The following is a 24,762-nucleotide window of genomic DNA, read 5'->3' on the forward strand; positions in this document are numbered from 1 at the left end:
GCCTGCGAGAAATCTATGCGCTTGATTTCTATGCAATGGCCCGGTGCATGGCTATTATTCGGGCCTCATTGTGAGGCGAGACCTGCATGCTGACGTTGTTAAATCTCTTGAGGGATGGTCGATTCCATTCTGGTCAGGATCTGGGTGCTGCTCTGGGAATAAGTCGGAGCGCAGTATGGAAGCAGCTTCAGCACCTTGAGGCTGAACTTGGATTGTCCATCCATAAGGTTCGAGGGCGGGGCTATCAATTGGCTGCGCCATTGACTCTGCTCGATGCGGTGGAAATCTCGGCAACAGTGCCGAAGTGGCCGGTGACTGTGCTGGATTCAGTCGACTCGACAAACGCTGAAGCGTTGCGCGCCATTGGCCAAGGTGCTTCTGCACCGTTTTTGGTTCTCGCTGAGCGGCAGGTCTCTGGCCGTGGGCGTAGAGGTCGTAAATGGGTCAGTCCGTTTGCAGAGAATCTTTATTACAGCCTCGTCCTGCGTATAGATGGTGGGATGCGCCAGCTTGAGGGCTTGAGTCTCGTCGTGGGTTTGGCTGTTATGCAGGCTCTGCGAAATTTCGGTGTCTCGTCTGCCGGGTTGAAGTGGCCCAACGATGTTCTGGTCGCAAACAAGAAAGTCGCGGGCATCCTCCTTGAGCTCGTCGGCGATCCAGCGGATGTTTGTCATGTTGTGTTGGGTATTGGCATCAACGTGAACATGCAAAAGGCTGACGAAGTCGACCAGCAATGGACTTCGATACGGCTCGAATCCGGCAATAGTATTGACCGTAATGCTTTGGTGGGTGAGTTGAGCGCACAGTTGAATTCCTATATCCAGCGCCATCAGTTGAAAGGCTTTTCTACGCTTCGGGTGGAATGGGAAGCCAATCATTTGTGGCAGGATCGTTCGGTATCATTGATTGCAGGTTCAAGCCAGATAGACGGCGTGGTAGTTGGAATCGATAGCCAGGGTGCGCTGCGGCTGAAGGTGGATGGGGTGGAAAAAGTCTTTAGTGGTGGTGAGCTCAGCCTGAGGTTGCGTGATGATTCTTGAGCTCGATTGTGGAAACAGTTTCATCAAGTGGCGAGTATTGGAATCTGCGTCGGGAGTCTTGTTTGCCGAGGGTGTTGTCGACTCTGATCTGGCATTGCTGGAGAGCTTGAAGGCGCTGGATGGGCTTGCCCTCCGCAGATGTCGCGTGGTCAGTGTCAGGACAGCAGAGGAAACAGATTCTCTGGTTGATGTTCTTGAGCGCGCGTTCGCTATTTCGGTAGTGCGCGCCACGTCCGCTCGGCAAATGTCCGGCGTCAGGAACGGTTACGAAGATTATCAGCGCCTGGGGCTTGATCGCTGGCTGGCCATGCTAGGCGGTTTCCACTTGGCATCGGGCAAGGCGTGCTTGGTACTCGATTTTGGTACAGCGGTAACGGCTGATTTCGTAGCTGCTGACGGGGAGCATCTGGGAGGCTTCATTTGTCCTGGAATGCCATTGATGCGAGATCAGTTGCGCACGCATACCCGAAAGATCCGCTATGGAGACTTGGCGGCTGAGCGCGCGCTGTCCAGTACAGCTCCAGGGCGGACAACCGTAGAAGCGGTGGAGCGCGGGTGTTCTTTGATGTTGCGAGGATTTGTGTTGACCCAGCTGGAAATGGCGCGCGCACATTGGAGGGAGGATTTCGCAGTTTTCATCACTGGCGGTGACGCTCAACTTGTAGCAGATGTTGCGCCTGAAGCTCGGGTCGTCCCGGATTTGGTATTTGTAGGATTGGCTATGGCGTGTCCTTTTTCCTGAGGTTTGTATGCGTTGGTTGTTTCTCCTGCTTGTCGTTCTCAACGTTTTTTACTATGTCTGGCATCAGCAGGAGGCGCCTTTGCGCGCAAAGGATGTTACGCCTCTAAGTTTGTATCGCGGTTCCCAGCAAGACATTCGTTTGCTCAGTGAGTCGAACGGTAATGTTGGGGTAGAGCAGGAAGGGCGGCGGCAAGACTGCCTGTTTCTCGGCGGCTTTGCCCGGCAGGAGTCGATAGCACGCCTTCAACAACGTTTGGCAGGAATGGGCGTGGAGGTGCGGTCTTCGGCAAAAGATGTTTCGGGAGAGGGTTATTGGTTGTCTGTCGCGCCTCAGAGCCAGCGTTTGCTGGGCGATGTTCAGCTGCAAAACCTTTCCAATGAATTCAATGAGTTAAAACATAAAATAATGCAGTGTGAGGGGGTTGCACCTGTTCAATAGTTTGCATAGAATGGCGCCCGCTCCACAGCGAAGACCTGAAGAGGTAGTTGAAGTGGAGTGATGTGTCAGTGCAGCTAACCTCAGGTTTTTAAATGAGAAAATGCTTGACAGGGGTTTGGCATAGTATAGAATGCCGGCCTGATTAGGAGGGGTTCCCGAGCGGCCAAAGGGATCAGACTGTAAATCTGACGTCTACGACTTCGAAGGTTCGAATCCTTCTCCCTCCACCAGATTTAAGCGTGAGCTGCAGGCTCTGCGGGTATAGTTTAGTGGTAGAACCTCAGCCTTCCAAGCTGATGATGCGGGTTCGATTCCCGCTACCCGCTCCAAGTTTGCAGGTTGTGCAAAGTGTTTTGCTCTTGTAGCTCAGTTGGTAGAGCACACCCTTGGTAAGGGTGAGGTCAGCGGTTCAAATCCGCTCAAGAGCTCCATCTAACAAGGCAGATATGAAAATATCTGCCTTTGTTTTAATGGTTGATATTGTTTTTCTAATTCTTCTGTTTGAGGGTGATATCGATGGCTAAGGAAAAATTTGATCGTTCCCTGCCCCACGTCAACGTTGGGACCATTGGTCACGTTGACCACGGTAAAACCACTCTGACCGCTGCTCTGACTCGCGTCTGCTCCGAAGTTTTCGGTTCGGCCGTCGTTGAATTCGACAAGATCGACAGCGCTCCAGAAGAAAAAGCTCGCGGTATCACCATCAACACCGCTCACGTTGAGTACAACTCGACTATTCGTCACTACGCTCACGTTGACTGCCCAGGTCACGCTGACTACGTGAAGAACATGATCACCGGTGCTGCCCAGATGGACGGCGCGATCCTGGTTTGCTCGGCCGCTGATGGTCCGATGCCACAAACCCGTGAGCATATCCTGCTGTCCCGTCAGGTGGGCGTTCCGTACATCGTGGTTTTCCTGAACAAGGCTGACCTGGTAGACGACGCTGAGCTGCTGGAACTGGTTGAGATGGAAGTTCGTGACCTGCTGTCGACCTACGACTTCCCGGGCGACGACACTCCGATCATCATCGGTTCGGCTCGTATGGCGCTGGAAGGCAAAGACGACAACGAAATGGGCACCACTGCCGTTCGTAAACTGGTTGAAACTCTGGATACCTACATCCCAGAACCAGTTCGTATGATCGACAAGCCATTCCTGATGCCGATCGAAGACGTATTCTCGATCTCGGGTCGCGGTACTGTTGTGACTGGTCGTATCGAGCGCGGTATCGTTCGCGTTCAGGATCCGCTGGAAATCGTTGGTCTGCGTGACACCACCGTTACTACTTGCACCGGTGTTGAAATGTTCCGCAAGCTGCTCGACGAAGGTCGTGCTGGCGAGAACTGCGGCGTTCTGCTGCGTGGTACCAAGCGTGACGACGTTGAGCGTGGCCAGGTTCTGGTCAAGCCAGGTTCGGTCAAGCCGCACACCAAGTTCACCGCAGAAGTTTACGTTCTGAGCAAGGAAGAAGGCGGTCGTCACACTCCGTTCTTCAAAGGCTACCGTCCACAGTTCTACTTCCGTACTACTGACGTGACTGGTAACTGCGAGCTGCCAGAAGGCGTTGAAATGGTAATGCCAGGCGACAACATTCAGATGACTGTTACCCTGATCAAAACCATCGCGATGGAAGACGGTCTGCGTTTCGCTATCCGTGAAGGCGGTCGTACCGTCGGCGCCGGCGTCGTAGCTAAAATCATCGAGTAAGTGGTTGTAATGTATTTTTCGGGCCGGCATAATGGTCGGCCTGATTTTGTTTTAGGTCAGTAGCTCAATTGGCAGAGCGACGGTCTCCAAAACCGTAGGTTGGGGGTTCGATTCCCTCCTGACCTGCCAGATTCACTCAGTGTGTCTGGCTTTCTTTTCACAGGATCTTCATAGATGACTCCTAAAGCTGAAGCTCAAGGCTCTCGCTTCGATCTGCTCAAGTGGCTTGTAGTTGTCGCTTTGGTAGTTGTTGGCGTTGTTGGCAATCAGTATTACTCTGCTTCGCCGATCCTGTACCGTGTACTCGCTTTGCTTGTCATCGCTGCTGTAGCTGCCTTTGTAGGCCTGCAGACTGCGAAGGGCAAGTCTTTCTTTGTACTGGTTAAGGAAGCTCGGACCGAGATTCGTAAAGTCGTGTGGCCAACTCGCCAAGAAACCACGCAGACCACCCTGATTGTGGTGGCTGTTGTTCTGGTTATGGCGTTGCTGTTGTGGGGTCTTGATTCCCTGCTCGGCTGGCTTGTTTCCTTGATTGTCGGCTAAGGGTGTCCCGTGGCTAAGCGTTGGTATGTTGTGCATGCTTACTCGGGTTACGAGAAGCATGTGATGCGCTCGCTGATCGAGCGCGTAAAGCTGGCTGGCATGGAAGATGGCTTCGGCGAGATTCTGGTTCCCACTGAAGAAGTGGTTGAAATGCGTAATGGCCAGAAGCGCAAAAGTGAACGCAAGTTCTTCCCTGGCTACGTGCTGGTCCAGATGGATATGAACGAGGGTACTTGGCACTTGGTCAAGGATACTCCTCGGGTGATGGGCTTTATCGGTGGTACTGCTGACAAGCCTGCGCCGATCACTGATAAAGAGGCAGAGGCGATTCTGCGTCGTGTCGCTGACGGTAGCGACAAGCCGAAGCCGAAGACTCTGTTTGAGCCAGGTGAGACGGTGCGCGTCAATGACGGTCCATTTGCTGATTTCAATGGCGTCGTCGAAGAAGTTAACTACGAAAAGAGCCGGATCCAGGTCGCGGTGCTCATTTTCGGTCGCTCTACTCCGGTGGAGCTCGAGTTCAGTCAGGTCGAAAAGGTCTAGCTGGACAAGCAATCCCAACCCCGCAGCCCTAGGCTGTGGGGTTTTGTCGTCACTGGGATAAACGCGCAAGTAACCGGGGAGCCTTTCGAGGCGTTCGAACCCGTAATTGGAGTGCCTCATGGCCAAGAAGATTACCGCTTACATCAAGCTGCAAGTGAAGGCCGCTCAGGCTAACCCAAGCCCACCTGTTGGTCCTGCTCTGGGTCAGCACGGCGTGAACATCATGGAATTCTGCAAGGCCTTCAACGCCCGTACTCAGGGTCTTGAGCCAGGTCTGCCGACTCCAGTGATCATCACTGTCTACAGCGACCGTAGCTTCACTTTCGAAACCAAATCCACCCCTGCTTCGGTTCTGCTGAAGAAGGCGGCCGGTCTGACCAGCGGTTCCGCTCGTCCGAACACCGTTAAGGTTGGCACCGTTACCCGTGCTCAGCTGGAAGAAATCGCGAAAACCAAAAACGCGGATCTGACTGCAGCTGATATGGATGCAGCCGTGCGTACTATCGCCGGTTCTGCTCGTAGCATGGGCCTTAACGTGGAGGGTGTGTAATGGCTAAGCTGACCAAGCGTCAAAAGGCTATCGCCGGCAAGATCGAAGCAGGCAAGGCCTACAACATTGTAGACGCTGCTGCTCTGCTGGCTGAGCTGTCGACTGTCAAGTTCAGCGAGTCGTTCGACGTTGCTGTAAACCTGGGTGTAGACCCGCGTAAATCCGACCAGGTTGTTCGTAGCGCTACCGTGCTGCCACACGGCACTGGCAAGACTGTTCGCGTTGCTGTGTTCACTCAGGGTCCAGCTGCTGAGGCCGCTCTGGCTGCCGGCGCTGACCGTGTAGGCATGGACGATCTGGCTGCCGAAATGAAAGGCGGCGACCTGAACTACGACGTAGTGATCGCATCCCCGGATGCCATGCGCGTTGTAGGTCAGTTGGGTCAGATCCTCGGTCCACGTGGTCTGATGCCTAACCCTAAGGTTGGTACCGTGACTCCAGACGTAGCTACCGCGGTTAAAAACGCCAAGGCTGGTCAGGTTCGTTATCGCACCGACAAAAACGGCATCATCCACACCTCCGTTGGCAAAATCGGTTTCGACGCCGTCAAGCTGAAGGAAAACGTTGAAGCCCTGATCGCTGATCTGAAGCGTATCAAGCCAGCTTCTTCGAAAGGTATCTACGTCAAGCGCGTTACCCTGAGCACCACTATGGGCCCAGGTCTGGTTATCGACCAGAGCTCGCTGGACGCGTAACACACAGATTGGCGCGAGAGATCGCGTCAGTTGAAAAATTGGGGTCCCTGCCTGGCGGGGGCTATCCAAGACCGTAGGCGACGCAAGTCTTAAACCATCAGCCTACGCAGATGGTGCTCCCGGTTCCTTACCGAATCAGACACCAAAACGACATTCGGTTTCGATCGAATGAAACGGTAACAAGCAGGAGTTAAACCCGTGGCAATTAATCTCGAAGACAAGAAGGCCATCGTCGCTGAAGTCAACGAGGCTGCCAAAGTCGCTCTGTCCGCTGTCGTGGTTGATGCACGTGGCGTAACAGTAGGCGCAATGACCGGACTCCGTAAAGAGGCTCGTGAAGCTGGCGTTTACGTACGTGTTGTACGTAACACCCTGCTCAAGCGCGCTGTTGCTGACACTCAATACAGTGTCCTCAACGACGTGTTCACCGGCCCGACCCTGATTGCATTCTCCAACGAACATCCGGGCGCTGCTGCCCGTATCTTCAAAGAGTTTGCCAAGGGTCAGGACAAGTTCGAGATCAAGGCAGCTGCGTTCGAGGGCAAGTTCCTCGCAGCTAATCAGATCGACGTACTGGCAACTCTGCCGACCCGTGACGAAGCAATTTCTCAGCTGATGAGCGTGATTCAAGGCGCTACCAGCAAATTGGCTCGTACTCTGGCGGCAATTCGCGACCAGAAAGAAGCTGCCGCAGCCTAAGGCTCGTCAACTTCTCGCGTTTTTTGTTTATTTCGATGGTCGCGTAGGCCGTCCCCCAATTCAGGAATTGAGTCATGTCTCTGACTAACGAACAAATCATCGAAGCAATCGGCCAGAAATCCGTAGTGGAAATCGTTGAGCTGATCAAAGCGATGGAAGAAACCTTCGGTGTTACCGCTGCTGCCGCTTCGGCTGGCCCAGCTGCTGCTGCCGCTGTTGTTGAAGAGCAAACCGAGTTCAACGTTGTTCTGCTGGAAGCTGGCGAGAAGAAGGTTAACGTGATCAAGGCAGTTCGTGAACTGACCGGTCTGGGCCTGAAAGAAGCCAAAGAGAAAGTAGACGGCGCTCCTCAGGTTGTAGCTGAAGGCGTTTCGAAAGAAGCGGCTGAAGACGCCAAGAAGAAGCTGGAAGAAGCAGGCGCTAAAGTCGAGCTGAAGTAAGCATCGACTTTGCTCCTCCAGCCCGAGCGTCAAGCGACAGGCTGATGGCTGGTGGCTCTTGCCACCGGCCTTTTTCCGTTATTGGCAGCCGACTGGGTCGGTGCTGATAAAGGCGCTGTAACCACCCGATGCGGTGGCGCAAACCATGGGGTTTGCACGATTTTCTGGCTGCTCCCGTCGGGAGGGGCCAAACAAGCAGGTGACCAAGCTGGGGAACGCTGATGGCTTACTCATATACTGAGAAAAAACGTATCCGCAAGGACTTTAGCAAGTTGCCGGACGTCATGGATGTGCCTTACCTCCTGGCCATCCAGCTGGATTCGTATCGTGAATTCTTGCAAGCGGGAGCGACTAAAGATCAGTTCCGCGACGTGGGCCTGCATGCGGCCTTCAAATCCGTTTTCCCGATCATCAGCTACTCCGGCAATGCTGCGCTGGAGTACGTCGGTTATCGTCTGGGCGAACCGGCATTTGATGTCAAAGAATGCGTATTGCGCGGTGTAACTTTCGCCGTACCTTTGCGGGTAAAAGTGCGCCTGATCATTTTCGACAAAGAATCGTCGAACAAAGCGATCAAGGACATCAAAGAGCAAGAAGTCTACATGGGTGAAATTCCCCTGATGACTGAGAACGGTACCTTCGTAATCAACGGTACCGAGCGTGTAATCGTTTCCCAGCTGCACCGTTCCCCGGGCGTGTTCTTTGACCACGACCGCGGCAAGACGCATAGCTCCGGCAAACTGCTGTACTCCGCGCGCATCATTCCTTACCGCGGTTCGTGGCTGGACTTCGAGTTCGACCCGAAAGACTGCGTGTTCGTGCGTATCGACCGTCGTCGCAAGCTGCCGGCATCCGTGCTGCTGCGCGCGCTCGGCTATACCACTGAAGAAGTGCTCGACGCGTTCTACACCACCAACGTTTTCCACCTGAGCGGCGAAACCCTCAGCCTGGAACTGGTGCCGTCGCGCCTGCGTGGCGAAATCGCAGTTCTGGACATCCAGGACGACAAGGGCAAGGTCATCGTTGAAGCAGGCCGCCGTATTACCGCGCGCCACATCAACCAGATCGAAAAAGCCGGCATCAAGACGCTGGAAGTGCCTCTGGACTACGTCCTGGGTCGCACTACCGCCAAGGTCATCGTGCACCCGGCTACCGGCGAAATCCTGGCTGAGTGCAACACCGAGCTGAACACCGAAGTCCTGGCAAAAATTGCCAAGGCCGGCGTTGTACGCATCGAGACTCTGTACACCAACGATATCGACTGCGGTCCGTTCGTCTCCGACACACTGAAGATCGACTCCACCAGCAACCAATTGGAAGCGCTGGTCGAGATCTATCGCATGATGCGTCCAGGCGAGCCGCCAACCAAAGACGCTGCCGAAACCCTGTTCAACAACCTGTTCTTCAGCCCTGAGCGCTACGACCTGTCTGCGGTCGGCCGGATGAAGTTCAACCGTCGTATCGGTCGTACCGAGATCGAAGGTTCGGGCGTGCTGTGCAAGGAAGACATCGTCGCGGTACTGAAGACTCTGGTCGACATCCGTAACGGTAAAGGCATCGTCGATGACATCGACCACCTGGGTAACCGTCGTGTTCGCTGCGTAGGCGAAATGGCCGAGAACCAGTTCCGCGTTGGCCTGGTACGTGTTGAGCGTGCGGTCAAAGAGCGTCTGTCTATGGCTGAAAGCGAAGGCCTGATGCCGCAAGACCTGATCAACGCCAAGCCAGTGGCTGCGGCGGTGAAAGAGTTCTTCGGTTCCAGCCAGCTCTCGCAGTTCATGGACCAGAACAACCCGCTGTCCGAGATCACCCACAAGCGTCGTGTCTCTGCACTCGGCCCTGGCGGTCTGACTCGTGAGCGCGCTGGCTTTGAAGTCCGTGACGTACACCCGACTCACTACGGTCGTGTCTGCCCGATTGAAACGCCGGAAGGTCCGAACATCGGTCTGATCAACTCCCTGGCTGCGTACGCTCGCACCAACCAGTACGGCTTCCTGGAAAGCCCGTACCGCGTAGTGAAAGAGGGTGTGGTCACCGACGAGATCGTGTTCCTGTCCGCCATTGAAGAAGCCGATCACGTGATCGCGCAGGCTTCGGCGACCATGAACGAGCAGAAAGTCCTGATCGACGAACTGGTTGCCGTACGTCACCTGAACGAATTCACCGTCAAGGCGCCTGAAGAAGTCACCCTGATGGACGTTTCGCCGAAGCAGGTAGTTTCGGTTGCAGCGTCGCTGATCCCGTTCCTCGAGCACGATGATGCCAACCGTGCGTTGATGGGTTCGAACATGCAGCGTCAAGCTGTACCAACCTTGCGCGCCGACAAGCCGCTGGTAGGTACCGGCATGGAGCGTAACGTAGCCCGTGACTCCGGCGTTTGCGTCGTGGCTCGTCGTGGTGGCGTAATCGATTCCGTTGATGCCAGCCGTATCGTGGTGCGTGTTGCTGATGACGAAGTTGAAACCGGCGAAGCTGGGGTCGACATCTACAACCTGACCAAATACACCCGCTCGAACCAGAACACCTGCATCAACCAGCGTCCGCTGGTGAGCAAGGGCGATCGCGTTCAGCGTAGCGACATCATGGCCGACGGCCCGTCCACCGACATGGGTGAACTGGCGCTGGGTCAGAACATGCGCATCGCGTTCATGGCATGGAACGGCTTCAACTTCGAAGACTCCATCTGCCTGTCCGAGCGTGTGGTTCAGGAAGACCGCTTCACCACGATCCACATTCAGGAACTGACCTGTGTGGCCCGTGACACCAAGCTTGGCCCAGAGGAAATCACTGCGGACATCCCGAACGTGGGTGAAGCTGCACTGAACAAGCTGGACGAAGCCGGTATCGTTTACGTAGGTGCTGAAGTAGGCGCAGGCGACATCCTGGTCGGTAAGGTCACTCCGAAAGGCGAGACCCAGCTGACTCCGGAAGAAAAACTGCTGCGTGCAATCTTCGGTGAAAAAGCCAGCGACGTGAAAGACACCTCCCTGCGCGTGCCAACCGGCACCAAAGGTACTGTCATCGACGTACAGGTCTTCACCCGTGACGGCGTTGAGCGTGATGCTCGTGCACTGTCGATCGAGAAGTCCCAGCTGGACGAGATCCGCAAGGATCTGAACGAAGAGTTCCGCATCGTTGAAGGCGCGACTTTCGAACGTCTGCGTTCCGCTCTGGTAGGCCACAAGGCTGAAGGCGGCGCAGGTCTGAAGAAAGGTCAGGACATCACCGACGAAGTACTCGACGGTCTTGAGCACGGCCAGTGGTTCAAACTGCGCATGGCTGAAGATGCTCTGAACGAGCAGCTCGAGAAAGCTCAGGCCTACATCGTTGATCGTCGCCGTCTGCTGGACGACAAGTTCGAAGACAAGAAGCGCAAACTGCAGCAGGGCGATGACCTGGCTCCAGGCGTGCTGAAAATCGTCAAGGTTTACCTGGCAATCCGTCGTCGCATCCAGCCGGGCGACAAGATGGCCGGTCGTCACGGTAACAAGGGTGTGGTCTCCGTGATCATGCCGGTTGAAGACATGCCGCACGATGCCAATGGCACCCCGGTCGACGTGGTCCTCAACCCGCTGGGCGTACCTTCGCGTATGAACGTTGGTCAGATCCTTGAAACCCACTTGGGCCTCGCGGCCAAAGGTCTGGGCGAGAAGATCAACCGGATGGTCGAAGAGCAGCGTAAAGTCGCTGAACTGCGTACCTTCCTGGACGAGATCTACAACCAGATCGGCGGTCGTAACGAAGATCTGGACAGCTTCTCCGATCAGGAAATCCTGGATCTGGCGAAGAACCTGCGTGGCGGCGTTCCAATGGCCACTCCAGTGTTCGACGGCGCCAAGGAAAGCGAAATCAAGGCCATGCTGAAACTGGCAGACCTGCCGGAAAGCGGCCAGATGCAGCTGACCGACGGCCGTACCGGCAACAAGTTCGAGCGTCCAGTTACCGTTGGCTACATGTACATGCTGAAGCTGAACCACTTGGTAGACGACAAGATGCACGCGCGTTCTACCGGTTCGTACAGCCTGGTTACCCAGCAGCCGCTGGGTGGTAAGGCGCAGTTCGGTGGTCAGCGTTTCGGGGAGATGGAGGTCTGGGCACTGGAAGCATACGGTGCTGCATACACTCTGCAAGAAATGCTCACAGTGAAGTCGGACGATGTGAACGGCCGTACCAAGATGTACAAGAACATCGTGGATGGCGATCACCGTATGGAGCCGGGCATGCCCGAGTCCTTCAACGTGTTGATCAAGGAAATTCGTTCCCTCGGCATCGATATCGATCTGGAAACCGAATAACACGTGACGCGAATCGAGAGCGGGGCAGGATTGCCCGCTCTCTGCTCCGCCAGGAGGAAAGGCCTTGAAAGACCTACTGAATTTGCTGAAAAACCAGGGTCAAGTCGAAGAGTTCGACGCCATCCGTATCGGATTGGCATCGCCTGAGATGATCCGTTCGTGGTCGTTCGGTGAAGTTAAAAAGCCGGAAACCATCAACTACCGTACGTTCAAACCAGAGCGTGACGGCCTGTTCTGCGCCAAGATCTTTGGCCCGGTAAAGGATTACGAGTGCCTGTGCGGTAAGTACAAGCGCTTGAAGCACCGTGGTGTGATCTGCGAGAAGTGCGGCGTTGAAGTTGCACTGGCCAAGGTTCGTCGTGAGCGCATGGCGCACATCGAACTGGCTTCGCCGGTTGCCCACATCTGGTTCCTGAAATCGCTGCCGTCGCGTATCGGTTTGCTGATGGACATGACCCTGCGTGATATCGAACGCGTTCTCTACTTCGAGAGCTATGTCGTTATCGATCCAGGCATGACCACCCTTGAAAAAGGTCAGCTGCTGAACGACGAGCAGTACTTCGAAGCGCTGGAAGAGTTCGGTGACGACTTCGACGCCCGCATGGGTGCTGAAGCTGTCCGCGAACTGCTGCACGCTATCGACCTGGAACACGAGATTGGCCGTCTGCGCGAAGAAATTCCGCAAACCAACTCGGAAACCAAGATCAAGAAGCTGTCCAAGCGTCTGAAGTTGATGGAAGCCTTCCAGGGTTCCGGCAACCTGCCAGAGTGGATGGTGCTGACCGTTCTGCCGGTTCTGCCGCCGGATCTGCGTCCACTGGTCCCGCTGGATGGCGGTCGTTTCGCGACTTCCGACCTCAACGATCTGTATCGTCGAGTGATCAACCGTAACAACCGTTTGAAGCGCCTGCTGGATCTGTCCGCTCCGGACATCATCGTGCGCAACGAAAAGCGTATGTTGCAGGAAGCTGTCGATGCACTGCTCGACAACGGTCGTCGTGGCCGCGCTATCACCGGTTCCAACAAGCGTCCTCTGAAATCCCTGGCTGACATGATCAAGGGTAAGCAGGGTCGTTTCCGTCAGAACTTGCTCGGTAAGCGTGTTGACTACTCCGGTCGTTCGGTAATTACCGTAGGCCCGACCCTGCGTCTGCACCAGTGCGGTCTGCCGAAGAAGATGGCTCTCGAGCTGTTCAAGCCGTTCATTTTCGGCAAGCTGGAAATGCGCGGTCTCGCGACCACCATCAAAGCGGCCAAGAAAATGGTCGAGCGCGAGCTGCCAGAGGTTTGGGACGTTCTCGCTGAAGTGATTCGCGAACACCCGGTCCTGCTCAACCGTGCACCGACCCTTCACCGTCTGGGTATCCAGGCGTTTGAACCGGTACTGATCGAAGGTAAGGCTATCCAGCTGCACCCGCTGGTCTGCGCCGCGTACAACGCCGACTTCGACGGCGACCAAATGGCCGTGCACGTACCGCTGACGCTGGAAGCCCAGCTCGAAGCGCGTGCGTTGATGATGTCGACCAACAACATTCTGTCGCCAGCCAACGGTGAGCCAATCATCGTTCCGTCGCAGGACGTTGTATTGGGTCTGTACTACATGACCCGTGAAGCGATCAACGCCAAGGGCGAAGGTCGTGTGTTCGCGGATCTGCAGGAAGTTGACCGTGTGTTCCGTGCCGGCGAAGCCGCATTGCACGCCAAGGTCAAGGTTCGTATCAACGAAACCGTCAACGACCGTGACGGCAACAGCGTGAGCGGTACCCGTATCGTCGACACCACTGTCGGCCGCGCGCTGCTGTTCCAGGTTGTGCCAAAAGGGCTGTCGTACGACGTCGTCAACCTGCCGATGAAGAAAAAGGCGATCTCCAAGCTGATCAACCAGTGCTACCGCGTGGTTGGTTTGAAAGAGACCGTGATCTTCGCTGACCAGTTGATGTACACCGGTTTCGCTTACTCGACCATCTCCGGCGTTTCCATCGGTGTTAACGACTTCGTTATCCCGGATGAAAAAGCCCGCATCATCGGTGCAGCCACCGACGAAGTTAAAGAGATCGAGAGCCAGTACGCCTCCGGCCTGGTAACCCAGGGCGAGAAGTACAACAAAGTGATCGACCTTTGGTCGAAGGCGAACGACGAAGTTTCCAAGGCGATGATGGCCAATCTCTCGAAAGAGAAGGTTATTGACCGTCATGGCGTTGAAGTCGATCAAGAGTCCTTCAACTCGATGTACATGATGGCCGACTCGGGTGCGCGGGGTTCCGCAGCACAGATTCGTCAGCTGGCCGGTATGCGTGGTCTGATGGCCAAGCCGGACGGTTCCATCATTGAAACGCCGATTACTGCGAACTTCCGTGAAGGTTTGAGCGTACTTCAGTACTTCATCTCGACTCACGGTGCTCGTAAAGGTCTGGCGGATACCGCGTTGAAAACTGCGAACTCCGGTTACCTGACTCGTCGTCTGGTAGACGTGGCGCAGGACTTGGTAGTAACCGAGATCGATTGCGGCACCGAACACGGTCTGCTGATGACTCCGCACATTGAAGGCGGTGACGTTGTAGAGCCGCTGGGTGAGCGCGTATTGGGTCGTGTTATTGCCCGTGACGTATTCAAGCCAGGTACCGAGGACGTTATCGTTCCTGCCGGCACCCTGGTAGATGAGAAGTGGGTCGAGTTCATCGAGCTGAACAGCATCGACGAAGTGATCGTGCGTTCGCCGATCAGCTGCGAAACCCGCTATGGCATTTGCGCCAAGTGCTACGGCCGTGATCTGGCGCGTGGTCACCAGGTGAACATCGGTGAAGCGGTCGGCGTTATCGCTGCCCAGTCCATCGGTGAGCCGGGTACCCAGCTGACCATGCGTACGTTCCACATCGGTGGTGCGGCAAGCCGTACTTCCGCAGCCGACAGCGTTCAGGTGAAGAATGGCGGTACCGTCCGTCTGCACAACCTGAAGCACGTTGAGCGAGTGGATGGCCACCTGGTAGCCGTGTCCCGTTCGGGTGAACTGGCGATCGCTGATGACTTCGGTCGTGAGCGCGAGCGTTACAAGCTGCCGTACGGTGCCGTGATTTCGGTTAAAGAAGGTGACAAGGTCGACGCTGGCGCAATCGTGGCCAAGTGGGATCCGCACACTCACCCGATCGTTACCGAAATGAAAGGTACCGTGACCTACGTGGGCATGGAAGAAGGCATCACGATCAAGCGTCAGACTGACGAATTGACCGGTATGACCAACATTGAAGTACTCGACGCGAAAGATCGTCCAGCTGCCGGCAAGGAAATCCGTCCTGCAGTGAAGATGGTCGACGACAACGGCAAGGATCTGTTGCTGCCAGGCACTGACGTTATCGCTCAGTACTTCCTGCCAGCCAACGCCCTGGTCGGTGTAGCGGATGGTGCGAAGATTGCGATCGGTGATGTTATCGCTCGTATTCCTCAGGAAACTTCGAAGACCCGTGACATCACCGGTGGTCTGCCGCGTGTTGCCGACCTGTTCGAAGCTCGTCGTCCGAAAGAAGCGTCGATTCTGGCTGAAGTCAGCGGCACCATCGCGTTCGGTAAAGAGACCAAGGGCAAGCGCCGTCTGGTCATTACCCCGAACGACGGTAGCGATCCGTACGAAGAGCTGATTCCGAAGTGGCGTCACCTGAACGTGTTCGAAGGCGAACAGGTAAACCGCGGCGAAGTTATCTCCGACGGCCCGAGCGATCCACACGACATTCTGCGTCTGCTGGGTGTAAGTGCGCTGGCCAAGTACATCGTCAACGAGATCCAGGACGTTTACCGTCTGCAGGGCGTGAAGATCAACGACAAGCACATCGAGACTATCCTGCGTCAGATGCTGCGTAAAGTTGAGATCTCCGAGTCCGGCGACTCCAGCTTCATCAAGGGCGACCAGATGGAACTGACTCACGTTCTGGTAGAGAACGAGCGTCTGAGCACGGAAGACAAGTTTGTCTCCAAGTTCACTCGCGTTCTGCTGGGTATCACCAAGGCGTCGTTGTCCACCGAATCGTTCATCTCGGCGGCTTCCTTCCAGGAAACCACCCGCGTACTGACCGAAGCGGCAGTCACCGGCAAGCGCGATTACCTGCGCGGCCTGAAAGAAAACGTCGTCGTGGGTCGTCTGATCCCGGCGGGTACCGGTCTGGCTTATCACAGCGAGCGCAAGCGTCGCCGTGATGCAGACAAGCCGTTGCGCGTAAGCGCCAGTGAAGTGGAAGCTGCACTGACCGAAGCGCTGAACTCGAGCGGTAACTGAGTTCTGCGGTAAATGAGCGTAAGGCCCTGATCGCTCCGTTCGTCGAATCGAGACATTTAGTCGAGGTTCGAAGGGCGGGGAGGTCGGGGCCTTGCCTTGACTGGGGCCAAGATCCTCTTTAGACTCTTGATCCCCTAAATTTGGCGGGAATTCGTTCCTGCCATTTTGCTTTTCTTGCAAGACAATAGCGTCGCAAGACAACAGTGGAGCTAGTAGATGGCAACTATCAACCAGCTGGTACGTCAGCCGCGTAAGCGTATCGTCGAGAAATCCGACGTACCTGCGCTGCAGAACTGCCCGCAACGTCGTGGCGTGTGCACCCGTGTGTACACCACCACGCCGAAAAAACCTAACTCGGCACTGCGTAAAGTATGCCGTGTGCGCCTGACCAACGGTTTCGAGGTTTCCTCGTACATCGGTGGTGAAGGTCACAACCTGCAAGAGCACAGCGTGGTACTGATCCGCGGCGGTCGTGTAAAAGACTTGCCGGGTGTTCGTTACCACACCGTTCGCGGCTCCTTGGATACTTCCGGCGTTAAAGGCCGTAACCAGGGTCGTTCGAAGTACGGTACCAAGCGTCCGAAGTAATCGGCCGTTTTGCAGTTTTTCAATTTTATTGAGTCGATAAGAGTAAGGTCGGGCACGCATCCTCTGGATCTGTCCCGAGCTAACCTGAAGACCGCTTGAGGGCTTATCATGCCAAGACGTCGCGTAGCAGCAAAGCGTGAGATTCTGGACGATCCGAAATACGGAAGCCAGATCCTCGCCAAATTCATGAACCACGTTATGGAAAGCGGCAAGAAGGCCGTTGCCGAGCGTATCGTTTATGGTGCCCTGGAAACCGTTGCGGCCCGTAAGGCTGGCACCGATCCCCTGGAACTCTTCGAAAAAGCACTCGACGCCATCGCTCCGCTGGTCGAAGTGAAGTCGCGCCGCGTTGGTGGTGCTACTTACCAGGTTCCGGTCGAGGTTCGTCCTTCCCGTCGTAACGCTCTGGCAATGCGCTGGTTGGTAGACTTCGCCCGTAAGCGTGGCGAGAAGTCTATGGCTCTGCGTTTGGCTGGCGAACTGCTGGATGCTGCTGAAGGTAAAGGTGCTGCTGTTAAGAAGCGTGAAGACGTGCACCGTATGGCCGAAGCCAACAAAGCTTTCTCGCACTACCGCTTCTAATTTTAGCTTCACTAATTTTGCGAGGGCTTTATGGCTCGTACTACTCCGATTAGCCGCTACCGTAACATCGGTATCGTCGCTCACGTGGATGCTGGTAAAACCACCACCACCGAGCGCGTACTGTTTTACACCGGCAAAAGTCACAAAATGGGCGAGGTGCATGATGGCGCCGCGACCACAGACTGGATGGTTCAGGAGCAGGAGCGTGGTATTACCATTACTTCTGCTGCCATTACCGCCTTCTGGAAAGGTTCCGAGAAGCAGTACCCGCACGAACACCGCTTCAACGTAATCGATACCCCGGGCCACGTAGACTTCACCATTGAAGTTGAACGTTCCCTGCGCGTACTCGACGGCGCTGTCGTTGTATTCTGCGGTACTTCGGGTGTTGAGCCGCAGTCGGAAACCGTATGGCGTCAAGCCAACAAATACGGCGTTCCACGTCTTGTTTATGTAAACAAGATGGACCGTGCCGGTGCCAACTTCCTGCGCGTGATCGGTCAGATCAAGCAGCGTCTGGGTCACACTCCGGTGCCGATCCAGCTGGCTATCGGTTCCGAAGACAACTTCCAGGGTCAGATCGATCTGATCAACATGCAAGCTGTCTACTGGAACGACTCTGACAAGGGTATGGTCCCTGTTCGCAAGGACATTCCTGCCGAGTTGCAAGAGCTGGCTGAAGAGTGGCGCAACAACATGGTTGAAGCTGCCGCCGAAGCCAACGAAGAGCTGATGAACAAGTACCTGGAAGGCGAAGAGCTGTCGATCGAAGAGATCAAAGCTGCTTTGCGTCAGCGTACTATCGCCGGCGAAATCGTTCTGGCCGTTTGCGGTTCTTCGTTCAAGAACAAGGGCGTTCCCCTGGTTCTCGACGCCGTTATCGACTACCTGCCTGCTCCGACCGATATTCCTGCGATCAAGGGTTCCAACCCTGATAACGAGGAAGAGGAAATGGAGCGTCACGCAAGCGATGACGAGCCGTTTGCTGCTCTGGCGTTCAAGATTGCTACCGACCCATTCGTGGGTACTCTGACCTTCGTCCGCGTTTACTCGGGCGTGTTGAACTCCGGCGACGGCGTGATCAACTCGGTCAAGGGCAAGAAAGAGCGCGTGGGTCGTATGGTGCAAATGCACGCAAACGCCCGCGAAGAGATCAAGGAAGTGCGCGCTGGCGACATCGCGGCCCTGATCGGCATGAAGGACGTCACCACTGGTGAAACCCTCTGCAACGCTGACAAGCCAATCATCCTGGTTCGCATGGACTTCCCGGAGCCGGTTATTTCGGTTGCCGTAGAGCCCAAGACCAAGGATGACCAGGAAAAAATGGGTATCGCTCTGGGCAAACTTGCTCAGGAAGACCCGTCTTTCCGCGTTAAAACTGATGAAGAGACTGGTCAGACGATCATCTCCGGCATGGGCGAGCTTCACCTGGACATCCTGGTTGACCGGATGCGCCGTGAGTTCAACGTCGAAGCCAACATCGGCAAGCCTCAGGTTTCGTATCGTGAGCGCATCACGAAGAACTGTGAAATCGAAGGCAAGTTCGTTCGTCAGTCCGGTGGTCGCGGCCAGTTCGGTCACTGCTGGATTCGTTTTGCTCCTGCTGACGAAGGTCAGGAAGGTCTGCAATTCGTGAACGAAGTTGTAGGTGGTGTGGTTCCTAAGGAATACATCCCGGCTATCCAGAAGGGTATCGAAGAGCAGATGAAGAACGGCGTAGTTGCCGGCTATCCGCTGATCGGCCTGAAGGCTACCGTGTTCGATGGTTCTTACCACGACGTCGACTCGAACGAGATGGCGTTTAAAGTGGCTGCTTCCATGGCGACCAAGCAACTGGCCCAGAAGGGCGGTGGTGAGTTGCTCGAGCCGATCATGGCTGTAGAAGTTGTTACGCCTGAAGACTATATGGGTGATGTGATGGGCGACCTTAACCGTCGTCGCGGCATGATCCAGGGTATGGAAGACACAGTGTCCGGCAAGGTTATCCGTGCCGAGGTTCCACTGGGTGAGATGTTCGGTTATGCGACCGACGTTCGCTCCATGTCCCAGGGTCGCGCAAGCTACTCTATGGAATTCAAAAAATACGATACGGCTCCGTCGCACATCGTCGAATCCGTAACCAAAAAACAAGGCTGATTCAGCCCCTTTAGGCTAGGAGTTAATTGTCGTGGCTAAAGAAAAATTTGATCGTTCCCTACCGCACGTCAACGTTGGCACCATCGGTCACGTTGACCACGGTAAAACCACTCTGACCGCTGCTCTGACTCGCGTCTGCTCCGAAGTTTTCGGTTCTGCCGTCGTTGAATTCGACAAGATCGACAGCGCTCCAGAAGAAAAAGCTCGCGGTATCACCATCAACACCGCTCACGTTGAGTACAACTCGACTATTCGTCACTACGCTCACGTTGACTGCCCAGGTCACGCTGACTACGTGAAGAACATGATCACCGGTGCTGCCCAGATGGACGGCGCGATCCTGGTTTGCTCGGCCGCTGATGGTCCGATGCCACAAACCCGTGAGCACATCCTGCTGTCCCGTCAGGTAGGCGTTCCGTACATCGTGGTTTTCCTGAACAAGGCTGACCTGGTAGACGACGCTGAGCTGCTGGAACTGGTTGAGATGGAAGTTCGTGACCTGCTGTCGACCTACGACTTCCCAGGCGACGACACTCCGATCATCATCGGTTCGGCTCGTATGGCGCTGGAAGGCAAAGACGACAACGAAATGGGCACCACTGCCGTTCGTAAACTGGTTGAGACTCTGGATACCTACATCCCAGAACCAGTTCGTATGATCGACAAGCCATTCCTGATGCCAATCGAAGACGTATTCTCGATCTCGGGTCGCGGTACTGTTGTGACTGGTCGTATCGAGCGCGGTATCGTTCGCGTTCAGGATGCACTGGAAATCGTTGGTCTGCGTGACACCACTACCACCACCTGCACCGGTGTTGAAATGTTCCGCAAACTGCTCGACGAAGGTCGTGCTGGCGAGAACTGCGGTGTTCTGCTGCGTGGTACCAAGCGTGACGACGTTGAGCGTGGCCAGGTTCTGGTCAAGCCAGGTTCGGTCAAGCCGCACACCAAGTTCACCGCAGAAGTTTACGTTCTGAGCAAGGAAGAAGGCGGTCGTCACACTCCGTTCTTCAAAGGCTACCGTCCACAGTTCTACTTCCGTACTACTGACGTGACTGGTAACTGCGAGCTGCCAGAAGGCGTTGAAATGGTAATGCCAGGTGACAACATTCAGATGACTGTTACCCTGATCAAAACCATCGCGATGGAAGACGGTCTGCGTTTCGCTATCCGTGAAGGCGGTCGTACCGTCGGCGCCGGCGTCGTAGCCAAAATCATCGAGTAAGACTTTTTAAAGTCAGCTTGATGGATTGAAAAAGCCCCCGCTCAGCGGGGGCTTTTTTATTGGGTTGACACCTATCGGGGGCGTCTATAGAATTGCGCCTCCTTTTAACGGGCGTATTGCGCCCGGTGGGAATAGCAGCCGGAGTCTGAAATCCAATGCAAAATCAGCAAATCCGTATCAGGTTGAAGGCTTTTGACCATCGCCTGATCGACCAATCAACCCAGGAAATCGTGGAAACCGCGAAACGTACTGGTGCTCAAGTGCGTGGTCCAATTCCACTGCCTACCCGTAAAGAGCGGTTCACCGTTCTGGTTTCCCCGCACGTCAACAAAGACGCGCGCGACCAGTACGAGATCCGCACTCATAAGCGCGTTCTGGACATCGTCCAGCCAACGGATAAAACCGTTGATGCTCTTATGAAGCTTGATCTTGCGGCCGGTGTGGAAGTGCAGATCAGCCTCGGCTAAGACTCGGTCTTAGTCGTGTAACGCTCTGAAATGGGCGGCCATAGCGGGTGAAAGCCCCGTACACTCATGAGGTTTACAACATGACTATTGGTGTAGTCGGTCGTAAATGCGGTATGACCCGTATTTTCACCGAAGAAGGTGTCTCCATTCCGGTCACGGTCATTGAGATCGAGCCGAATCGCGTCACCCAGTTCAAAACTGAAGAGACCGATGGCTATCGTGCAGTGCAAGTCACTGTCGGCGAGCGTCGTGCTTCGCGTGTAACAGCAGCTCAGGCTGGCCACTTCGCTAAAGCGAACGTTGCCGCTGGTCGCACCACCATGGAATTCCGTCTTGAAGAAGGCGAGTACCAGGCAGGCGATCTGATCAACGCTGAAATCTTCGCCGCTGGTCAACTGGTTGATGTAACCGGTCAGTCCAAGGGTAAAGGCTTCCAGGGTACGATCAAGCGTTGGAATTTCCGCGGGCAAGATAACACCCACGGTAACTCCGTATCCCACCGCGTCCCAGGCTCTATCGGCCAGTGCCAGACTCCTGGTCGTGTATTCAAGGGCAAAAAAATGTCCGGTCATATGGGCGCTGAGCGCGTGACCGTGCAGTCCCTGGAAGTAGTGCGCGTGGACGCTGAACGCAATCTGTTGTTGGTCAAGGGTGCTGTTCCTGGCGCTACTGGCGGCAACCTGGTTGTACGTCCAGCAGCCAAGGCTCGCGGTTAAGGGGAAGCTGACATGCAATTAAATGTAAATGACGCTCAAGCGATCGAAGTTTCCGAACTGACATTTGGCGGCGAATTCAACGAGACGCTGGTTCACCAAGCAGTCGTGGCCTACATGGCCGGCGGCCGTCAAGGTAGCAAGCAGCAGAAGACCCGTTCCGACGTTCGTGGTGGCGGCAAGCGCCCGTGGCGTCAGAAAGGTACTGGCCGTGCTCGTGCCGGTACTATCCGTAGCCCAATCTGGCGTGGCGGCGGTACCACTTTCGCAGCTCGTCCGCAGGATCACTCCCAGAAGCTGAACAAGAAGATGTATCGCGCAGCAATGCGTTCCATCCTTGCTGAGCTGGTGCGTACTGATCGTCTGGTCGTGGTTCAGGATTTCGCTGTTGAAACTCCGAAAACCAAAGATCTGCTGGGCAAGCTGAACAACATGAGCCTGACCGATGTTCTCATCGTGTCGGACGCTGTTGATCAGAACCTGTACCTGGCTGCTCGCAACCTGCCGCACGTAGATGTACGTGACGTGCAAGGTTCCGATCCAGTTAGTCTGATCGCATACGACAAGGTGTTGATCACCGTGTCGGCCGTGAAGAAATTCGAGGAGCTGCTGGGATGAACCAGGAACGCGTATTTAAAGTTCTGCTTGGCCCGCACGTTTCCGAGAAGGCTACGGTTCTGGCAGACAAGAAAGGCCAGTTCGTTTTCAAGGTTGCTACTGACGCAACCAAGCTGGAAATCAAGAAGGCCGTCGAAAGCCTGTTCAGCGTGAAAGTAGAGCGCGTCACTACCCTGAATGTTCTGGGTAAGAGCAAGCGCACTGCTCGCGGTCTGGGCAAGCGTAATGACTGGAAGAAGGCAGTTATCTCCCTTCAGCCAGGCCAAGATCTCGATTTCAGCAGCAGTGCTGAGTAAGGAAGGGGTGCATCATGGCAATCGTTAAATGCAAACCGACTTCCCCTGGCCGCCGTTTTGTGGTCAAGGTGGTCAACCAGGAGCTGCATAAAGGCGCTCCTCACGCACCGCTGCTCGAGAAAAAATCGAAGACTGGTGGTCGTAACAACAATGGCCGTATTACCACTCGTCACATCGGTGGTGGTCATAAGCAGCATTACCGTATGGTCGATTTCCGTCGCAACGACAAAGATGGCATCGTCGCCACTGTCGAGCGTATCGAATACGATCCAAACCGTACTGCTCACATCGCACTGCTGTGCTACGCAGACGGCGAGCGCCGCTACATCATCGCCCCTAAAGGCGTGAGTGCTGGCGACCAGCTGATCGCAGGCGCTCTGGCTCCAATCAAGCCAGGCAACGCTCTGCAACTGCGCAACATTCCAGTCGGTTCTACCGTACACGGCATCGAATTGAAGCCAGGTAAAGGCGCACAGATCGCTCGTTCCGCTGGTGCTTCGGCTCAGCTGATCGCTCGTGAAGGTGTGTACGTTACCCTGCGTCTGCGTTCGGGTGAGATGCGTAAAGTCCTGGCTGAATGCCGTGCGACCCTGGGCGAAGTCTCGAACTCCGAGCACAGCCTGCGTTCGCTGGGTAAAGCTGGTGCCAAACGCTGGCGTGGCGTTCGCCCAACCGTTCGTGGTGTTGCCATGAACCCGGTTGACCACCCACATGGTGGTGGTGAAGGTCGTACCTCTGGTGGTCGTCATCCGGTATCGCCATGGGGCTTCCCGACTAAGGGCGCGAAGACTCGTGGTAATAAGCGTACCGACAAAATGATCGTCCGTCGTCGCAAGTAAATAGAGGGATACGACAGTGCCACGTTCTCTGAAAAAAGGTCCTTTTATTGATCTTCACCTACTGAAGAAGATCGAAGTGGCGGCGGAAAAGAACGATCGCAAACCAATTAAAACCTGGTCGCGTCGTTCCATGATCCTGCCACAAATGGTCGGTCTGACCATCGCAGTACACAACGGTCGTCAGCACGTCCCGGTTCTCGTTAACGAAGACATGGTCGGCCACAAACTGGGCGAGTTCGCCGGTACCCGCAACTATCGCGGGCACGTGGCTGACAAGAAAGCCAAGCGTTAAGGGGTAAGGAAATGGAAGTAGCCGCTAAGTTGTCGGGCGCTCGAATCTCCGCCCAGAAAGCCCGCTTGGTCGCCGACCAGATCCGCGGGAAGAAGGTGGGCGAAGCGCTCAACCTGTTGGCTTTCAGCAGTAAGAAAGCCGCCGAGATCATGAAAAAAGTGCTGGAGTCGGCCGTAGCCAACGCCGAGCATAACGAAGGCGCAGACGTTGATGACCTGAAGGTCAGCACCGTTTTCGTCAACGAAGGGCGTTCGCTGAAGCGCATCATGCCACGTGCCAAAGGCCGTGCTGATCGCATCGTCAAGCGGTCTTGCCATATCACTGTCAAGGTTGCTGACAAGTAACGGAGTCGAAGAGATGGGTCAGAAAGTACATCCCATTGGCATTCGCCTGGGAATCGTCAAGGAGCACACCTCCGTCTGGTACGCAGACGGTCGGACTTATGCGGACTACTTGTTCGCAGATCTGAAAGTGCGTGAGTATCTCCAAGACAAACTAAAAAGCGCGTCCGTAAGCCGTATCGATATCCATCGTCCGGCCCAAACTGCACGCATCACCATCCACACCGCTCGTCCAGGTATTGTTATCGGGAAGAAAGGTGAAGATGTTGAGAAACTGCGTCAGGACCTGACCAAGCAAATGGGTGTGCCTGTGCACATCAATATCGAAGAGATCCGTAAGCCGGAGCTCGACGGTATGCTGGTTGCGCAGAGCGTAGCTCAGCAGCTGGAGCGTCGCGTAATGTTCCGTCGCGCTATGAAGCGCGCAGTACAGAACGCCATGCGCATTGGTGCCAAAGGCATCAAAATCCAAGTGAGCGGTCGTCTCGGCGGTGCTGAAATCGCACGTACTGAATGGTATCGCGAAGGTCGTGTGCCATTGCACACCCTGCGTGCCGACATCGACTATGCCAACTACGAAGCTCACACCACTTACGGTGTGATCGGTGTAAAGGTTTGGATCTTCAAAGGCGAAGTTATTGGTGGTCGCCAAGAAGAACTGAAACCACAAGCACCAGCGCCTCGTAAAAAAGCTGCTAAGTAAGG

24 protein-coding genes and 4 tRNA genes are annotated in these 24,762 nt (G+C 55.3%); all 28 read left to right on the top strand.

Going from position 1 to position 24,762, the window contains the following annotated elements:
- Positions 1–86 precede the first annotated feature (86 nt).
- The 28 genes from birA to rpsC all read left to right on the top strand — a co-directional run bounded on the left by birA (position 87) and on the right by rpsC (position 24,760).
- Positions 87–1,040 (top strand): bifunctional biotin--[acetyl-CoA-carboxylase] ligase/biotin operon repressor BirA, encoded by a 954-nt coding sequence (birA, locus tag J3P75_RS03280; RefSeq protein WP_434709329.1) that lies wholly within the window; start codon positions 87–89, stop codon positions 1,038–1,040.
- Positions 1,030–1,782, top strand: coding sequence for a pantothenate kinase (locus tag J3P75_RS03285; protein WP_434709330.1), 753 nt, complete (start codon positions 1,030–1,032; stop codon positions 1,780–1,782). The genes birA and J3P75_RS03285 overlap by 11 nt, the downstream gene beginning before the upstream one ends.
- 7 nt (positions 1,783–1,789) lie before the next feature.
- Positions 1,790–2,221, top strand: a complete 432-nt coding sequence (locus tag J3P75_RS03290; protein WP_434709331.1) for a hypothetical protein — start codon at positions 1,790–1,792, stop codon at positions 2,219–2,221.
- A gap of 145 nt (positions 2,222–2,366) precedes the next feature.
- Positions 2,367–2,451: transfer RNA gene (locus J3P75_RS03295), tRNA-Tyr, on the top strand.
- Positions 2,452–2,476: 25 nt separating this feature from the next.
- Positions 2,477–2,550, top strand: a tRNA-Gly gene (locus J3P75_RS03300).
- A 26-nt stretch (positions 2,551–2,576) separates the two neighbouring features.
- A tRNA-Thr gene (locus tag J3P75_RS03305) sits at positions 2,577–2,652 on the top strand.
- Between the two features lie 85 nt (positions 2,653–2,737).
- Positions 2,738–3,931, top strand: a complete 1,194-nt coding sequence (gene tuf / locus J3P75_RS03310) for an elongation factor Tu (RefSeq protein ID WP_103303766.1) — start codon at positions 2,738–2,740, stop codon at positions 3,929–3,931.
- Between the two features lie 53 nt (positions 3,932–3,984).
- Positions 3,985–4,060, top strand: a tRNA-Trp gene (locus J3P75_RS03315).
- A gap of 45 nt (positions 4,061–4,105) precedes the next feature.
- Complete coding sequence (gene secE / locus J3P75_RS03320; protein WP_007916493.1) at positions 4,106–4,474, top strand: preprotein translocase subunit SecE; 369 nt, start codon at positions 4,106–4,108, stop codon at positions 4,472–4,474.
- 9 nt (positions 4,475–4,483) lie between these two features.
- Positions 4,484–5,017 carry a transcription termination/antitermination protein NusG gene (gene nusG / locus J3P75_RS03325; RefSeq protein WP_007957598.1) on the top strand — a complete coding sequence of 178 codons (534 nt, stop codon included), beginning with the start codon at positions 4,484–4,486 and terminating at the stop codon, positions 5,015–5,017.
- A gap of 118 nt (positions 5,018–5,135) precedes the next feature.
- Positions 5,136–5,567 (top strand): 50S ribosomal protein L11, encoded by a 432-nt coding sequence (gene rplK / locus J3P75_RS03330; protein ID WP_003176435.1) that lies wholly within the window; start codon positions 5,136–5,138, stop codon positions 5,565–5,567.
- Positions 5,567–6,262 carry a 50S ribosomal protein L1 gene (gene rplA, locus J3P75_RS03335; protein WP_003228754.1) on the top strand — a complete coding sequence of 232 codons (696 nt, stop codon included), beginning with the start codon at positions 5,567–5,569 and terminating at the stop codon, positions 6,260–6,262. Before rplK ends, rplA begins: the two co-directional genes overlap by 1 nt.
- Before the next feature lie 198 nt (positions 6,263–6,460).
- Positions 6,461–6,961 (top strand): 50S ribosomal protein L10, encoded by a 501-nt coding sequence (gene rplJ, locus J3P75_RS03340; protein WP_008081912.1) that lies wholly within the window; start codon positions 6,461–6,463, stop codon positions 6,959–6,961.
- Positions 6,962–7,035: 74 nt separating this feature from the next.
- A complete protein-coding gene (gene rplL / locus J3P75_RS03345; RefSeq protein ID WP_003228750.1) occupies positions 7,036–7,401 on the top strand; it encodes a 50S ribosomal protein L7/L12 in 366 nt (121 codons plus the stop codon).
- Between the two features lie 221 nt (positions 7,402–7,622).
- Positions 7,623–11,696, top strand: coding sequence for a DNA-directed RNA polymerase subunit beta (rpoB, locus tag J3P75_RS03350; RefSeq protein WP_203419693.1), 4,074 nt, complete (start codon positions 7,623–7,625; stop codon positions 11,694–11,696).
- Positions 11,697–11,760: 64 nt separating this feature from the next.
- Positions 11,761–15,960, top strand: coding sequence for a DNA-directed RNA polymerase subunit beta' (gene rpoC, locus J3P75_RS03355; RefSeq protein WP_332769295.1), 4,200 nt, complete (start codon positions 11,761–11,763; stop codon positions 15,958–15,960).
- Positions 15,961–16,176: 216 nt separating this feature from the next.
- Positions 16,177–16,548, top strand: a complete 372-nt coding sequence (gene rpsL / locus J3P75_RS03360) for a 30S ribosomal protein S12 (RefSeq protein ID WP_003186084.1) — start codon at positions 16,177–16,179, stop codon at positions 16,546–16,548.
- A gap of 108 nt (positions 16,549–16,656) precedes the next feature.
- The gene (rpsG, locus tag J3P75_RS03365) at positions 16,657–17,130 is read left to right on the top strand and encodes a 30S ribosomal protein S7 (RefSeq protein ID WP_016772941.1); all 474 of its coding nucleotides are present in this window, start codon (positions 16,657–16,659) and stop codon (positions 17,128–17,130) included.
- A gap of 30 nt (positions 17,131–17,160) precedes the next feature.
- Entirely contained in the window at positions 17,161–19,266 is a 2,106-nt protein-coding gene (gene fusA, locus J3P75_RS03370; protein ID WP_090286772.1) for an elongation factor G, read from the top strand.
- A gap of 31 nt (positions 19,267–19,297) precedes the next feature.
- On the top strand, positions 19,298–20,491 hold the full coding sequence (gene tuf / locus J3P75_RS03375) for an elongation factor Tu (RefSeq protein WP_024014521.1): 1,194 nt from the start codon (positions 19,298–19,300) through the stop codon (positions 20,489–20,491).
- A 155-nt stretch (positions 20,492–20,646) separates the two neighbouring features.
- The gene (gene rpsJ / locus J3P75_RS03380; RefSeq protein WP_003186070.1) at positions 20,647–20,958 is read left to right on the top strand and encodes a 30S ribosomal protein S10; all 312 of its coding nucleotides are present in this window, start codon (positions 20,647–20,649) and stop codon (positions 20,956–20,958) included.
- An 80-nt stretch (positions 20,959–21,038) separates the two neighbouring features.
- Positions 21,039–21,674, top strand: a complete 636-nt coding sequence (gene rplC, locus J3P75_RS03385) for a 50S ribosomal protein L3 (protein WP_003228738.1) — start codon at positions 21,039–21,041, stop codon at positions 21,672–21,674.
- A 12-nt stretch (positions 21,675–21,686) separates the two neighbouring features.
- Positions 21,687–22,289 (top strand): 50S ribosomal protein L4, encoded by a 603-nt coding sequence (rplD, locus tag J3P75_RS03390; RefSeq protein WP_003228735.1) that lies wholly within the window; start codon positions 21,687–21,689, stop codon positions 22,287–22,289.
- A complete protein-coding gene (gene rplW, locus J3P75_RS03395) occupies positions 22,286–22,585 on the top strand; it encodes a 50S ribosomal protein L23 (protein WP_002555488.1) in 300 nt (99 codons plus the stop codon). Before rplD ends, rplW begins: the two co-directional genes overlap by 4 nt.
- 14 nt (positions 22,586–22,599) lie before the next feature.
- Positions 22,600–23,424, top strand: coding sequence for a 50S ribosomal protein L2 (gene rplB, locus J3P75_RS03400; protein WP_003228734.1), 825 nt, complete (start codon positions 22,600–22,602; stop codon positions 23,422–23,424).
- Between the two features lie 16 nt (positions 23,425–23,440).
- Positions 23,441–23,716, top strand: a complete 276-nt coding sequence (gene rpsS, locus J3P75_RS03405) for a 30S ribosomal protein S19 (RefSeq protein WP_011336172.1) — start codon at positions 23,441–23,443, stop codon at positions 23,714–23,716.
- An 11-nt stretch (positions 23,717–23,727) separates the two neighbouring features.
- Positions 23,728–24,060 (top strand): 50S ribosomal protein L22, encoded by a 333-nt coding sequence (gene rplV / locus J3P75_RS03410; protein ID WP_003103908.1) that lies wholly within the window; start codon positions 23,728–23,730, stop codon positions 24,058–24,060.
- Positions 24,061–24,073: 13 nt separating this feature from the next.
- A complete protein-coding gene (rpsC, locus tag J3P75_RS03415) occupies positions 24,074–24,760 on the top strand; it encodes a 30S ribosomal protein S3 (protein WP_003176422.1) in 687 nt (228 codons plus the stop codon).
- Positions 24,761–24,762: the final 2 nt, after the last annotated feature.

Origin of the sequence: Pseudomonas sp. R1-1, assembly GCF_051132135.1 — a bacterium.
Lineage (GTDB): Bacteria > Pseudomonadota > Gammaproteobacteria > Pseudomonadales > Pseudomonadaceae > Aquipseudomonas.

Bases quoted from the DNA above. Each gene is read 5' to 3' on its own strand.
- birA (WP_434709329.1), top strand. From the start codon at position 87: ATGCTGACGTTGTTAAATCTCTTGAGGGATGGTCGATTCCATTCTGGT.
- J3P75_RS03285 (WP_434709330.1), top strand. From the start codon at position 1,030: ATGATTCTTGAGCTCGATTGTGGAAACAGTTTCATCAAGTGGCGAGTA.
- J3P75_RS03290 (WP_434709331.1), top strand. From the start codon at position 1,790: ATGCGTTGGTTGTTTCTCCTGCTTGTCGTTCTCAACGTTTTTTACTAT.
- tuf (WP_103303766.1), top strand. From the start codon at position 2,738: ATGGCTAAGGAAAAATTTGATCGTTCCCTGCCCCACGTCAACGTTGGG.
- secE (WP_007916493.1), top strand. From the start codon at position 4,106: ATGACTCCTAAAGCTGAAGCTCAAGGCTCTCGCTTCGATCTGCTCAAG.
- rplK (WP_003176435.1), top strand. From the start codon at position 5,136: ATGGCCAAGAAGATTACCGCTTACATCAAGCTGCAAGTGAAGGCCGCT.
- rplA (WP_003228754.1), top strand. From the start codon at position 5,567: ATGGCTAAGCTGACCAAGCGTCAAAAGGCTATCGCCGGCAAGATCGAA.
- rplL (WP_003228750.1), top strand. From the start codon at position 7,036: ATGTCTCTGACTAACGAACAAATCATCGAAGCAATCGGCCAGAAATCC.
- rpoB (WP_203419693.1), top strand. From the start codon at position 7,623: ATGGCTTACTCATATACTGAGAAAAAACGTATCCGCAAGGACTTTAGC.
- rpsL (WP_003186084.1), top strand. From the start codon at position 16,177: ATGGCAACTATCAACCAGCTGGTACGTCAGCCGCGTAAGCGTATCGTC.
- rpsG (WP_016772941.1), top strand. From the start codon at position 16,657: ATGCCAAGACGTCGCGTAGCAGCAAAGCGTGAGATTCTGGACGATCCG.
- fusA (WP_090286772.1), top strand. From the start codon at position 17,161: ATGGCTCGTACTACTCCGATTAGCCGCTACCGTAACATCGGTATCGTC.
- rpsJ (WP_003186070.1), top strand. From the start codon at position 20,647: ATGCAAAATCAGCAAATCCGTATCAGGTTGAAGGCTTTTGACCATCGC.
- rplC (WP_003228738.1), top strand. From the start codon at position 21,039: ATGACTATTGGTGTAGTCGGTCGTAAATGCGGTATGACCCGTATTTTC.
- rplD (WP_003228735.1), top strand. From the start codon at position 21,687: ATGCAATTAAATGTAAATGACGCTCAAGCGATCGAAGTTTCCGAACTG.
- rplW (WP_002555488.1), top strand. From the start codon at position 22,286: ATGAACCAGGAACGCGTATTTAAAGTTCTGCTTGGCCCGCACGTTTCC.
- rplB (WP_003228734.1), top strand. From the start codon at position 22,600: ATGGCAATCGTTAAATGCAAACCGACTTCCCCTGGCCGCCGTTTTGTG.
- rplV (WP_003103908.1), top strand. From the start codon at position 23,728: ATGGAAGTAGCCGCTAAGTTGTCGGGCGCTCGAATCTCCGCCCAGAAA.
- rpsC (WP_003176422.1), top strand. From the start codon at position 24,074: ATGGGTCAGAAAGTACATCCCATTGGCATTCGCCTGGGAATCGTCAAG.